The 12,503-nt window shown below is 38.8% G+C and carries 13 protein-coding genes and 2 pseudogenes; 9 read left to right on the top strand and 6 right to left on the bottom strand.

The window, feature by feature from the left end:
- Window positions 1-134: 134 nt before the first annotated feature.
- The 4 genes from A9Y75_RS19730 to A9Y75_RS19720 all read left to right on the top strand — a co-directional run bounded on the left by A9Y75_RS19730 (window position 135) and on the right by A9Y75_RS19720 (window position 4,887).
- Window positions 135-2,219: a TonB-dependent receptor gene (locus A9Y75_RS19730; protein ID WP_071191247.1), complete on the top strand. Its 2,085-nt coding sequence runs from the start codon at window positions 135-137 to the stop codon at window positions 2,217-2,219.
- Between the two features lie 303 nt (window positions 2,220-2,522).
- Window positions 2,523-3,419: an ABC transporter permease gene (locus A9Y75_RS19725; protein WP_071191246.1), complete on the top strand. Its 897-nt coding sequence runs from the start codon at window positions 2,523-2,525 to the stop codon at window positions 3,417-3,419.
- A gap of 66 nt (window positions 3,420-3,485) precedes the next feature.
- The gene (locus A9Y75_RS28755) at window positions 3,486-3,647 is read left to right on the top strand and encodes a hypothetical protein (RefSeq protein WP_177176251.1); all 162 of its coding nucleotides are present in this window, start codon (window positions 3,486-3,488) and stop codon (window positions 3,645-3,647) included.
- Window positions 3,648-3,993: 346 nt separating this feature from the next.
- Window positions 3,994-4,887 carry an ROK family protein gene (locus A9Y75_RS19720; RefSeq protein WP_071191245.1) on the top strand — a complete coding sequence of 298 codons (894 nt, stop codon included), beginning with the start codon at window positions 3,994-3,996 and terminating at the stop codon, window positions 4,885-4,887.
- A 26-nt stretch (window positions 4,888-4,913) separates the two neighbouring features.
- On the opposite strand, the gene A9Y75_RS19715 is transcribed toward A9Y75_RS19720, so the two are convergent.
- The 3 genes and pseudogenes from A9Y75_RS19715 to A9Y75_RS29810 all read right to left on the bottom strand — a co-directional run.
- A complete protein-coding gene (locus A9Y75_RS19715; RefSeq protein ID WP_071191244.1) occupies window positions 4,914-5,498 on the bottom strand; it encodes a Uma2 family endonuclease in 585 nt (194 codons plus the stop codon).
- Between the two features lie 46 nt (window positions 5,499-5,544).
- On the bottom strand, window positions 5,545-6,912 hold the full coding sequence (locus A9Y75_RS19710) for a DUF3370 domain-containing protein (protein ID WP_071191243.1): 1,368 nt from the start codon (window positions 6,910-6,912) through the stop codon (window positions 5,545-5,547).
- A 40-nt stretch (window positions 6,913-6,952) separates the two neighbouring features.
- Window positions 6,953-7,096, bottom strand: a pseudogene (locus A9Y75_RS29810) (peptidase C15); the annotation flags it as partial.
- Between the two features lie 156 nt (window positions 7,097-7,252).
- Between A9Y75_RS29810 and A9Y75_RS19705 the strand changes: the two are divergent.
- Window positions 7,253-8,260, top strand: a complete 1,008-nt coding sequence (locus A9Y75_RS19705) for a hypothetical protein (RefSeq protein WP_236721477.1) — start codon at window positions 7,253-7,255, stop codon at window positions 8,258-8,260.
- Window positions 8,229-8,969 (top strand): ISAs1 family transposase, encoded by a 741-nt coding sequence (locus A9Y75_RS19700; RefSeq protein WP_236721476.1) that lies wholly within the window; start codon window positions 8,229-8,231, stop codon window positions 8,967-8,969. Before A9Y75_RS19705 ends, A9Y75_RS19700 begins: the two co-directional genes overlap by 32 nt.
- 20 nt (window positions 8,970-8,989) lie before the next feature.
- Here the strand turns inward: A9Y75_RS19700 and A9Y75_RS19695 are convergent.
- A pseudogene (locus tag A9Y75_RS19695) lies at window positions 8,990-9,430 on the bottom strand (peptidase C15); the annotation flags it as partial.
- A 69-nt stretch (window positions 9,431-9,499) separates the two neighbouring features.
- On the opposite strand from A9Y75_RS19695, the gene hisH reads away from it, so the two are divergent.
- Both hisH and rsmD read left to right on the top strand, forming a co-directional pair.
- A complete protein-coding gene (gene hisH / locus A9Y75_RS19690) occupies window positions 9,500-10,135 on the top strand; it encodes an imidazole glycerol phosphate synthase subunit HisH (protein ID WP_071191242.1) in 636 nt (211 codons plus the stop codon).
- 63 nt (window positions 10,136-10,198) lie between these two features.
- Window positions 10,199-10,759 (top strand): 16S rRNA (guanine(966)-N(2))-methyltransferase RsmD, encoded by a 561-nt coding sequence (gene rsmD, locus A9Y75_RS19685; RefSeq protein ID WP_071191241.1) that lies wholly within the window; start codon window positions 10,199-10,201, stop codon window positions 10,757-10,759.
- A gap of 82 nt (window positions 10,760-10,841) precedes the next feature.
- Here rsmD and petG read toward each other — a convergent pair whose 3' ends face one another.
- The gene (petG, locus tag A9Y75_RS26820) at window positions 10,842-10,955 is read right to left on the bottom strand and encodes a cytochrome b6-f complex subunit PetG (RefSeq protein ID WP_083389681.1); all 114 of its coding nucleotides are present in this window, start codon (window positions 10,953-10,955) and stop codon (window positions 10,842-10,844) included.
- A gap of 208 nt (window positions 10,956-11,163) precedes the next feature.
- On the opposite strand from petG, the gene A9Y75_RS19680 reads away from it, so the two are divergent.
- A complete protein-coding gene (locus tag A9Y75_RS19680; protein WP_071191240.1) occupies window positions 11,164-11,538 on the top strand; it encodes a cytochrome c in 375 nt (124 codons plus the stop codon).
- Window positions 11,539-11,772: 234 nt separating this feature from the next.
- On the opposite strand, the gene A9Y75_RS19675 is transcribed toward A9Y75_RS19680, so the two are convergent.
- On the bottom strand, window positions 11,773-12,243 hold the full coding sequence (locus A9Y75_RS19675) for a tetratricopeptide repeat protein (RefSeq protein WP_071191239.1): 471 nt from the start codon (window positions 12,241-12,243) through the stop codon (window positions 11,773-11,775).
- Between the last annotated feature and the right edge of the window lie 260 nt (window positions 12,244-12,503).

Below are 12,503 nucleotides of genomic sequence, written 5' to 3'. Positions count from 1 at the left end.
ACCTGATTTTTTAGAGAAGTTGGATATTTGAGTTTTGATTAATTCAAATATGACAGCTTGTCTTTTGACAGTTTTTATATTAATAAGGTAAATCTCACATAGTAATTGTTTTTACCGGGTGTGAGTTCAGAAATATGAATAAGAATTTGTTTTTCCTGCCAGTTTCTTTATTGAGCTTACTGGTAGCCTTTCCTGCTGTTGCTGATAATAATAGAACTGAAAATAATGTAGTAAATTCTGAGATTCCTAGTTTAAGTGAAATTGAATTACCCGCCACAAATGCTGAATTATTAACTCAACAACCAGCATCAACTGAAGTTAAGGAAGAAACTCAGCCAGAAGCAGATTTAACTCCCACAAATGATGCAGATATCTCTATAGAAACAATTGGTGAAAAAGACCCTTTACCTGAATCTACTCCTACTTATGTAATTGAAAAAGAAGAAATTCAAAAACAGGGTGCAACCAGCGTTGCTGATATTTTGAAAAGAATGCCAGGTTTTGCGATTAATGATGTCGGACATGGTGCAGATATTCACACAGGTACATATTACCGGGGTGCATCAATTAATCAATCTGTCTTTCTGATTAATGGTAGACCAATTAATAGTAATGTCAATACATATCATGGTGCAACTGACTTAAATAGTATTCCTATAGAAGCTATAGAAAGAGTTGAATTATATAGTGGGGCTGCTTCCTCTTTATATGGTTCATCAGCTTTTGGGGGAGTTGTCAATATCATTACTAAACAAGGTGATGGAAAACCTAAATTAAATGCTAGTGCAGAATTTGGCTCATTAAATTTAAATAATCAACAGATAACTTATGGTGGTTCATCTGGTGCAGTCAAATACAACTTTAGCTTTGAAAGATACTTTATAGATAACCGTTATCGTGTACCTGTGGGAGCAGCAAACCGTGATTCCGAAGGGTTTTTATCGAATGCAGATACAGCTACAAGCACTTATTTTGGCAGCATTGGTGTAGATTTAGATTCCAAAAATTCTGTCAATTTAGATGTGACTACACTGAGTAGTCGTCGAGGTTTAATTTATTTCGGTTTTCCATTACAAAAAGACCGACTTGATCATGATGGTTTAAATATTGGTTTATCTTGGAAAACTCGACTTGGTAAAGGAGAAAACTCTAATTTAACAACTTCTATTGGTTATAACCAAGATTACTTTAGCACTTATGGTCCGACCGCAGGCACATTTTACCGCACCGGTATTTTAGATACTCAACAAATTACAGCCAGAGTAGATCATGATTGGAAACTTAGCCCTAATAATCAGTTACGTTGGGGTTTAGATTTAAAAAATACTGATTTAAAGGGCGATGTTTTTAGTACAGCACCTAATAGAATTGCCAACAACGAAAAAGAAAATCGCAGCCTCTTAAATACAGCTTTATTTGCTGTCAATACTTTGAATATTAGCGATGATTTTTTAGTTGATTTAGGGCTAAGACAAAGCTTTGATGAGCAGTTTGGTAATTATCTTAACCCTAGTTTTGGCTTACGTTATGCTGTTAATCCAGCCGTTGCTGTGCGTGGAAGTTGGGCAGGAGCGCAGCGCAATCCAGGTTTAGATCAGTTATATGTTTATGATACGGTTCATGCTTGGCAACCAAACCCAGATTTAAAACCAGAAACTGGTTCTGCTTGGACTGCGGGAGTGGATGTGAGATTGTCTAATAATTTGCTGGGACAGTTTACATATTTTGGCAGTAGTTTAGATAATCGGTTAGGAATAATTAGTGGAAGATGGGAAAATATCGGCTTAGTAGATACCAATGGTTTAGAAGCAGCATTGCAATTAAAAATTGCTCGTCAATGGTCAACTTTTCTCAACTACACTTATACAGATGCCCAAATTAAAACTGGAACTGAAAAAGGATTACAATTAGGATTAATTCCTTACTCCTTACTTCAAGCTGGAATTGGTTATGAAAAGGCGGGATGGCAAGCTAATATGTATGTGACTTATAATAGTGGTTCCCGTCGCTCTATTTTTACCAATACTGCTGGTGGTGATAAAAATACAGACTTCTCAGCATCTTTTGTGAATTTTGATTTAAGTGGTCGGATTCCTGTCAGTAAAAATTTGGGGTTGATTATTTATTTGGAAAATTTACTCGGTGAGCAATATGAGCGAGTTAATCGTATTTATAGTCCTGGGTTTACTTTTCGAGTGGGTTTAACTTCAAATATCTAATTTCTCGTAAGAATTCAGGAGTCAGGAGTCAGGAGTCAGAATGCTTATGAAATGAAGAATAGAGAGAGGTGAGATTTTATCAAAATCATCAAAGTTGACTAAAAAAGCCTTTATTCTCCTGAACCGCAGGTCTGCGTAGCGTCTTCTGTATTCTCTATCCTGAATACTTACAATTTCTCCTCCATCCAAAGCAGCAGCTACCCGAATTTTTAGACAAGTCAGGTATCTGATTATTTAATGTAGCGTTGTCAAAATCTGCTAAAGTATCTGCTAATCGATAGGCTGGTTTTAGTAGGAAGCGACGTGACCATTACAAAACGCCAATTACCTAATTTTTTCAAATTCAGCAAAAATCCTAGCCTTTCTCAGAGATTAATGCTGATTGGGTTAGGAATTACTCTGTTTTTCATCTTTTTAGCCTTTTTCGCACCTGTATTTCAGGCTTGGGGATGGCTACAAAATCCTAAAGAATTTCTCTCTAACCCCATTCACGAAGCACCCTCAGCTAAACATTGGTTTGGGACAAGTCGCTTGGGTTATGATGTATTTTCCCGAACTGTATTTGGTGTCCAAGCCGCACTGCAAGTAGTGATTTTGGCAACGGCGCTAAGTATGGTGATTGGTGTACCATTGGGGATGGTGAGTGGCTATCTGGGTGGAAGATTAGATAAGATATTGCTGTTTCTCATGGATAGCATTTACACCCTACCAGGATTATTACTTTCCGTCACACTGGCATTTGTGGTAGGGAGAGGAATCTTGAATGCTGCGATCGCTATTAGTATCGCCTACATACCCCAATATTATCGCGTTGTTCGCAACCACACCGTCAGCGTCAAAACCGAAGTCTACATCGAAGCCGCGCAAGCAATGGGCGCTTCTACCTGGGTTATATTATCCCGTTATCTATTTTTTAATGTCATTCAAAGCGTACCTGTCCTCTTTACTCTCAACGCCGCAGATGCCATATTAGTTTTAGGCGGTTTAGGATTTTTGGGTTTAGGATTACCAGAAGAAGTCCCCGAATGGGGATACGATTTAAAACAAGCCCTAGAAGCACTACCCACAGGCATTTGGTGGACTACTCTTTTCCCTGGTTCAGCGATGACATTCCTCGTGGTAGGGTTATCCCTACTTGGTGAAGGGTTAAACGAATTTGTCAATCCCCGTCTGAGAAGAGAAAATAGTATTCGCAAGTAGGGGCAGAAAAACCCGGTTCTTGCTAGTCATGTTCAGAATAGACAACTAACAAACTGAGAGATTCGTGTGAAAGATAACATTTCTTTAATTGCTGCTGCTGCTGGTGGGTTAATGCTTTCTGTTGCCCTTTCTGGGATTTTAAGAGGTACACCAGTCACAGAATGGGAACAGGTAAGCAATAATTCCTACCGAGTTGCTAATGTGCAAATGATTAGTAACCACAAATGAATAGGAATTATTGGCATCCACAAAACCCAATTTACACTTTTTTCTGCGTAACTGTAAAGTATTTTGGCTTAGATATCTCTTTTTAGTTGATACCTGCTAGTTGCAGCAGGTTTAATAAATTTTTACTATTGATGAATATATCTTCAGTAAAGTTTTGAGGATAAATAAAATAAAGTTAAAGGAGCATTCGGTTCTTTTTGTAGTTGCTTTTTTAAAATACTAATTGCTTCTTCTATATTCCCACTTCTAAACAATGCCATTCCTAGTAGGTAATATGATTCAAAAATTGGTATGATTAGTATGATTTTTTGGTTTTATCTAAAATAAATATCTGGGAATAAGCCTTGTGCAGCAAGTAATTGGTATTGATTTGGGGGGAACAGCGATTAAGCTGGGGCGTTTTACAGCAGATGGTACTTGTTTACAATCTTTAACGGTAGCGACTCCCCAACCTGCAACACCGGCAGCGGTAATGATGCAGATGGTAGATGCCATAGCTCAAATTGACCCAGATAATCAAACCATAGCTATAGGTGTGGGAACTCCTGGCCCTGCTGACGCAACTGGACGCATTGCTAAAGTTGCCATTAACCTCTCTGGATGGCATGATGTTCCCTTAGCAGATTGGTTAGAAGCCAAAACTGGTAAACCAACCATCCTCGCTAATGATGCTAACTGTGCAGGGTTGGGGGAAGCTTGGTTAGGTGCCGGTCGTCACTTTCAAAATCTGATTCTGCTAACTTTAGGGACTGGGGTTGGTGGTGCAATTATTCTTGATGGTAAATTGTTTGTCGGACATCAAGGTGCAGCCGGAGAATTAGGTTTAATTACCTTAAATCCTAACGGATCAATGTGTAATAGTGGCAATCAAGGTTCTTTAGAACAGTATGCATCAGTGACAGCTATTCGTCGCCGTACTGGTAAAGAACCAGCAGAATTAGGCGCACTTGCTCAAGCAGGAGATGCTGAAGCTTTGAGTTTTTGGCAAGAATATGGCAGAGACTTAGGAATTGGTTTAACGAGTTTAATATATGTACTTACACCACAAGCAATTATTATTGGTGGTGGTATCAGTGCTAGTTTTGACTTTTTTTTACCAGCTGTGCAGGCAGAAATTGAAAAGCGGGTTTTACCTACATCGCGTCTAGGTTTACAAATTTTGCCCGCAGAACTTGGTAACTCAGCAGGAATGGCAGGTGCAGCTAAATTAGCAATGACATTGTGTTCGGTTAAAGACTGATAATTAGGGCTGACGCGAACATGATATCACTCTGTCACTTGCGGCACTTCAAAAGTAACATCTTCATACACATCTGCAACATCACACTTAAAATCTACACTAGCTAGATGTATATTATCCCCTTTTCCATAGGGATATAGTACCCATTGCCCTTCTGGGTTACGGCGAAAAACTTCTATGTTAATCCGGGTTTGACTCACCAACACATATTCTTCAAGTGACTCGATATTTCGATAATCAGCAAATTTATCACCTCTGTCAAATCCTTCTGTGGTGGGAGATAAAACCTCGATAATTAAACAGGGATAACGCAGAAAGTTGTTAAAGGTTCTATCCCTTTCGTCGCAACTGACTATGACATCAGGGTAGTAATATGTATCAATAGATTCAATATGCGCCTTCGTGTCTGCCATATAAGCCTGACAGCCTCTCCCACGCAGATGATTTCTGAGCATTGAAGCAATATTAAGAGTAATAATCACATGAGTATTACTTGCACCTGCCATTGCATAAACATCTCCATGTCTGTATTCATGCTTAATGGCACTGGTTTCTTCTGCTTGGAGATATTCTTCAGGAGAAATATAGCTATAACTGGGACTTGCAATCATTGACAATCTCCTCTTTAATATTGTCTGCTGTTAAACACTGTTAATTTTACTTATTTTCAGCTTGAGTTGAAACAGTTAAAACTTGAGGTGGTGAAGCATCTGGAGGATAGAGAAAGTCTACTTCTACTAAAGAGCGATCGCCTGACTTCATATTTAATGATACTAATGGTTTCCCTTGTTCACCTCTGGTTTGCACTAAATGTACAAACTCAGTTTTTGGTTTACCTTGATCATCTTGATAACGTACTCGCACTGTTCCTCGAAAGAAGACTTGACGCGCTGGTGTGGTGAAAAAGCGTAGTCCTGATTTATTTAACTGATCTTCTTTGATGGGAGTTTGCACCGACACAGTTACAGTTTGCTGTTTTTGAGTTGTATTGTATAAAGGCAACCTAAGACTATACTGAATTCCATAATTGCCATGAGCGCGATAAGCCGTATCAGGATAGCGGACTAACATAGATGCGCTTTGAATTTGACCGGTACCAAAAGTTCCACCATGTAGTGTGCTTAAAGGGTAAGAAAAAGCTTGACCGGGTTGAGGAATTGTCAAATAATTAACTTTAGGATTATCGACTAAGAGCGATCGCCATTGAGAACCACTTGCTACACCTGCTACCCTTCCATAAATCCTTGGTTTACCAGTTTCTTCAAGGGGAGTTGGGACTTTATCTCTAGGTGTAGATAATTCACCGTTATCTAATAAATTTTGCCACTCTGCTAAATTGGGCGCACGTTCACTACCATCAACATTCGTGCGAGCAAACATAGCTAAACTAGCTGCGTAAACAGTTCCATTACTCGACAAGCGCATAAATGTAGAGCGACCATTCAGTGGCGGTGTCAATCCTTGCACGGGAATTGGTAGATTTAATAACATCTGACTTGCCCCTGGAGGAATAACAATTTGGGCAGGGAAAATTGCTTGTCTTCTTCCTCTTAGCACATCAGACATCACCCGACTACCAGGGCCTGCAAAAACTGTACCCAAATTATTGGGAATAAAAGAATCTAACTGAATAAATGGTGCATCTGGTTGACTTAAATAACTTGCTGCTTGCAATATATTGACTTTCACTGGTTGAGAACCAGGGTTATGCAACATTATTCCCTGGTAAAGAGAACGTAAATTTTCTGGTGGATCTGCTTTAGCAACATGATGAGCAAAAATATCAAACCGTCCCCGAAAAGGAAAATTTAAATGTGCCGTTGGTACTTTTTTCCCAGTTCCTGGAAAGGTAGAAAGTAAAATTCCCTCTTTTAAAACCAATTCGGGGCTATTGCTATTAAATACTGGCACATTATTTAACTGCCCTGGTAAAGGACGAACTTCTTGTGGTTGTACCACTTCTTCAACTGGTGGTGTGACTTGAGTTGCTTGAGCGAGTGTTAAACCGAGTAAGAGTGGCAACATAAATATTGAGGAAAATTTTTCTAAAGAGACGCTGACAACCTTATATAAGTGCCAGTTTGTTAAGAATTAAAACAAAGTTAGCAAGAATGCTGTGCAAATTTTCTTGATTCAAAATCGGCACATGAATAAAGATGCAAGGAATAGGGAGTTGAAATTGACTCAGGTAGTCCAACACTGAATAATAAAAGTATAGGCATTAAATAATTTTTCAGATTCTGTTAGTTTTTTTATTTCTTTTACTGCGACATTACCCCAACCATAACCACGCTCACCTCCCATCTGAGGTGATAAATTAACTGTTTACCAGCAAAATATTGAAGGTAAATGTCGTCATAACTGGGTGACGGAAAATTTAGACACTGAGGAAATTATTGCTGTAGTCTATGAACCCATAATTCGTTATTTACCTCCTAGTCAAAATACCACAGATAATACAAGAGAGATAAAGGAAGATTTAACAAAAATTGTTGATGAACTGCTAGGTCAACTTTTTAGAAATCAAGATATTGAGAGTGAAGTTGTTGATAATTCTACAGAATCTGAATCTCAAACAGCAGCAGTAAATTCTGGAGAAAACATTGAATTAGAAAATGAATTTACACCTATTTTAGATTTACCATTTGAAGAGGAAACTTTCGTCTTTTGGGATGAAGATACTCCATTACCAGAACCACCAGTAGATGATTCACCAGAATGGGATAATGCCAGGGATATACCTATGGCTGAAACGAGATATTCAAAAGAAGAAAATCAGTATAATTTTACTGATAACCAAGTTTCGATAAATGAAATAAAAACTGAAGAAACAGTCACAGAGACAATACCTGAAGTTGATGCTTTTAGGGAAGAAAAGTCAGCTAAATTTGTTGGAACAACAGAGGAAGAAACTGAAACACAAAAAAGAAAAGTTGCTTTTACACCAAACTACAATGGTGTGGTTTCATCTCCAACAGTAACTTCTCAAAATCAGCAGTGGATACGGGAAGTGGAAGTTCCTATTAAGAAGGATGTTGCAGCCAGTTGGCAAAAGGTTCTAGGTTTAAACTGGTTGAAAATGCGGCATAATCTCAAAGTTGAAAATGCCAAAATTGCTCAAACAGCAGTTGAAATTCTCAAGGCTTATGGAGAGACATTAGCAGATGGTTCTAGACTTTATAGAAGTGATGCTTTTGTAATTAAAAAAGAAGGTGAAAAGTATAGTATCCATCATCGGCGTGATGAATTGTCTAACTTTTCTCATTCTCTGATGGAATTTACTGTCAATTCTAGTCATGATATAAAAATTAAAGTTCCTCCTACACAAATGTTAGAACAGGTTGATTCTAGGGCAAACAAAGGTCAGTTGTAAATCAAATGAAATCACGGCAATTCCAGCACTATTAGAGACTCTGAACTTGTCTGGTTGTATTATCACCATTGATGCAATGGGTACGCAAAAATCCATTGCCGAACAAATAATAGCCGGAAATGCTGATTATATTTTAAGCCTCAAAGATAATCATCCGACGCTACATCAACAAGTGAAAAATTGGTTTGAAATGGCACAATCCTTAAACTTTAAAGATGTTGATGTCAGTATTAGTCAACGTGTAGAAAAAGGACATCACCGTATCGAGAATCGTACAGTTTATACTGTTCCAGTGTCACAACTACCAGCACTTCATGAACAAAACCAATGGGCAGGATTAACAACAGTAGTTATGGTAGTTCGGAAGATTCAGCATTGGAATAAAACTACTCATGAGGTGCAATTTTATATCACTAGTCTTGATAGTGATGCTAACAAAATTGGTAGTGCAATCCGACAACATTGGGGCATTGAAAACTCTGTTCATTGGACATTAGATGTCACTTTCCATGAAGATGAATCTCGAATCCGTTCTATGCACAGTCCACAAAACTTTGCTTTATTACGTCGCATTGCCCTCAATGCCTTAGACCGAGAAACAACTTTTCGTCGTAGTATTCGACAAAAGTCAAGACGAGCTGCGATGAATGATCAGTACATGGTTTCTGTGTTAGCAGCATCCATAGCAAACTATTCTCCTCTACTGTAATTCCCCTGTCAATAGGGTTTGAGATGCGCTAACCCTGAATAATAAAGTGATTCACAAACGAACTTACCACAGTCGTAACTAATCTCAACTTCTGTTCCTTCCACTAATTGTTCAACATTAACAGTAGTTTGCAAAGTTGTTTGCCAAAAACTTTCTGCACAATCTAGAGATGAGATATCCGTAGACTGTACAGACAAGATACGAGCAACGACTTCGATACTTAATTGTGTACGACTTGCTGCCATGCCACAACAAATAACGTAATCAGGTTTAAGTTCATTGATTTTGGCAATGACGCGAGAACTAGCAAGCTGAACATCTACAGGTAGTCGGCGCAAAAAAATTAAATCATGAGGTAGACAAGCCATTTTGGCTAACTCAAGTAACAAATCATCAGAAGAATTTGACAGTTGTTCACTCAGCCAAGTGTCAAAAGAAGTTAATAGTATTTTTTTCTGCATAATAAATATTAATTAGAATTAGAATATAAATGAAATGCCCTCCCTAATAAATTTACAAGGAGCAGGTAAATGCCAGTAATTGCAGTCGTAGATTACGATATGGGAAATTTGCACTCAGTCTGCAAAGGTTTAGAAAAAGCTGGGGCAACTCCTAAAGTAACTTATTCTGCCAAGGAATTAGAACAAGCAGATGCAATAGTTCTGCCAGGAGTGGGAGCATTTGATCCCGCAGTGCAACACCTGCGAGCGCGTGGTTTAGAACAACCGATTAAAGATGTGATCGCATCTGGTAAACCTTTCTTAGGTATTTGTCTAGGACTGCAAATTTTGTTTGAATACAGCGACGAAGGGACTCAACCAGGACTAGGAATTGTGCGCGGAAAAGTGCGGAGATTTCGCTCAGAACCAAGTATTGCTATTCCCCACATGGGTTGGAATCAACTACAACTCACTCAGCCAAAAAGCATTTTGTGGGAACATTTACCTTCTGAACCTTGGGTTTATTTTGTCCATTCCTACTATGTTGACCCCATTGATCCGCAAATTCTGGCGGCAACAGTTACTCATGGTAGCCAAACTGTGACAGCTGCTATCGCTCATGAAAACCTCATGGCAGTCCAATTCCATCCCGAAAAATCCTCTAATATAGGATTGCAAGTTTTATCGAATTTTGTGGCTCAAGTCCGCGAAAAGATTCCTGCTTAATAAAAATTTGCAATTTTATTAGTTGTCTAAAACTCACAACCAATGACCAAAGACTAATAGCTAATGAGTCTGAGAATTTACGGGAATCGACTGCTTAAAACTTTACCAGGGCAAGAAACCAGACCTACCAGTGCGCGAGTACGGGGGGCAGTTTTTAATATTTGGCAAGGGCAAATTGATGGTTGTTGCTGGCTGGATTTGTGCGCCGGTAGTGGTTCAATGGGGGCAGAGGCTTTATGTAGGGGAGCTAAATTGGTCGTAGGAATTGAACAATCTAGTAAAGCCTGTGCAATGATCAAACAAAACTGGCAGCTGGTAGCTAATACCGACCAAAAATTTGAGGTATTGCGAGGAAATGTACTCCAGCAGTTAAAAAACTTATCAGGTAAGCAATTTGACAAAATCTATTTTGACCCACCTTATACCAGTGGGTTATATGAGCCAGTTTTAGAAGCGATCGCTCATTATCAAATTTTAGATGCTGATGGAGAAATAGCAGTTGAACATAGTCCTCAAGCTTGGGAAGCACCAGAAATCCCTAATTGGGAAATCTCCCATCAAAAAGTTTATGGCAATACAGCGCTAACTTTTTACAGAACTATGGAATTAGAAGAGATGGAGTGATGGGGTGCTAGGTTGATAGGATTCCAATTCTTTCTAACTCCCCACCACTCACAACTTAGGACTCAATACTCAGCACTCAGTTTTAGCCTCCCAACTCGTTGGGGCGCTTATATTGCCTATAAGCAGCATAGAACAGTCCGCTAAGGGTGACGAAAATCAGACCCAACACAATACCTGAGAGCAGGGGTTCAACCACTGTAAATCTCCTCTTTGCAATTATTCAACTTCGTTTCCTGTTTTTGATTTTACCAAATCCAGCATCAATCCCGCGCCCTATAATGTTTTTGGAATATAAATACTATATAAAAATCATTATCTGTACTTGCAGACACAATCAAGAACTTTTAAGCTATGTGTAGGAAATGAAAAGTTTTTTGTACACCTAGACTGTAACAGCAACCCTTTTGGATAACCAGCTTACCAAACCTGAATCAAAGTTTCAGTGGATCGCTTTGTCGGCTTTGGCGATACTCATAGTAATCCCTTTGGCCATTCTTGGTGTTCAGATGGCTCAAGCCTCCGATCCATATGTCAAGAATGTCCTATCGCTGATGGGAAACCCAGTACAGGGAAAGGCTATCTTTCAAATCAACTGTGCTGGATGTCACGGTTTAGAAGCAGATGGACTAGTAGGCCCAAGTTTACAAGCTGTCCCCAAGCGTAAATCTCGATATGGGTTAATTCACCAAGTGATTAGTGGTGAAACACCTCCTATGCCAAAATTCCAGCCCAGCGCCCAAGAAATGGCGGACCTTTTGAGCTATTTGGAAGGTCTTTGAATGTTAGTACAAATTAACAACGATAGTCAGAAAAATGCTCTCCTACCACTATCAGTCCTGACAGATGGAATGTTTGTTGAATTTATGATTTTGGAGATGTCTAATTAGAAAACTTTGCTTTGAAACTTTTTTGAAAGCAGAGGGGCGCGGAGGTTAATGCATAGGTGACAATTACCAGCGTTCCTTTACGCCTTACTCTAAATTATCCTGCATTTATCAATTACAGTAATCTGTTTAACTCAGTTTGAGTGTACATTCCAGAATCAATTTTTGATTCACCAAGGAATAGGGTTGAATTTTTAATGCTTGTTGAAAAGCTTCGATAGCTTCACCATACTTTCCCAGTGCTGCATAACACAACCCCATCCCGTGAAGTGCGCCAAAATGCACTGGATTTAACTGAACAACCATTTGGCAGTCATCTAGAGATTTTTGATAATTACCTATACTATAGTAAAGAAAAGCTCTTCTGTTCCACGCTTCGCCGAAATCTGCTTGTATGTTTATCAATTCAGTTAGTAATTTTTCAGCAGAACTAATCTCACCTGCATCAATCAACTTTTGACTGTGGTCAATTTTTTCCAGTCCATATATACCTTTTTCCTGAAACCAGAGCCGCCAAATTTTTCGAGTCGCTTGCTTACGGACTATAGCATCAGGATTTTTCAAGTCGTCAAGTAGTGAATTGATAGATAAAGAATCCATGAATTTCAGATAGGTTAGTTTATCTTAGGAACAACTTTTGCACAAAATTATCTCCTAAGATGGACGTAAAGTCATCCTTGAATTCTCTTAAGTTAATTAAGAATTGTTCATGTTATAGCAATCGCCAAGGTGGTTAGGACACTAACTTATTATCAAACCTAGATACCAAAAGACTTTTCACTCTGTTACCTATCCCCTGCTACATCTTTTGTTAGCAATAGTATCTTACAAAAAACAAAACCCCCCGGGTGTGAAGCGGG

Source organism: Trichormus sp. NMC-1 (genome assembly GCF_001858025.1).
Lineage (GTDB): Bacteria > Cyanobacteriota > Cyanobacteriia > Cyanobacteriales > Nostocaceae > Anabaena.
The sequence above is the reverse complement of the archived record's forward strand: the minus strand, read 5'-3'. Positions and strand labels throughout refer to the sequence as shown.

What these genes read in the sequence shown, in the direction of transcription:
- A9Y75_RS19730 (WP_071191247.1), top strand. Translation starts at nt 135, where the DNA reads ATGAATAAGAATTTGTTTTTCCTGCCAGTTTCTTTATTGAGCTTACTG.
- A9Y75_RS19715 (WP_071191244.1), bottom strand. Translation starts at nt 5,498, where the DNA reads ATGATTGCAAGTCCCAGTTATAGCTATATTTCTCCTGAAGAATATCTC.
- A9Y75_RS19710 (WP_071191243.1), bottom strand. Translation starts at nt 6,912, where the DNA reads ATGTTGCCACTCTTACTCGGTTTAACACTCGCTCAAGCAACTCAAGTC.
- hisH (WP_071191242.1), top strand. Translation starts at nt 9,500, where the DNA reads ATGCCAGTAATTGCAGTCGTAGATTACGATATGGGAAATTTGCACTCA.
- rsmD (WP_071191241.1), top strand. Translation starts at nt 10,199, where the DNA reads ATGAGTCTGAGAATTTACGGGAATCGACTGCTTAAAACTTTACCAGGG.
- A9Y75_RS19675 (WP_071191239.1), bottom strand. Translation starts at nt 12,243, where the DNA reads ATGGATTCTTTATCTATCAATTCACTACTTGACGACTTGAAAAATCCT.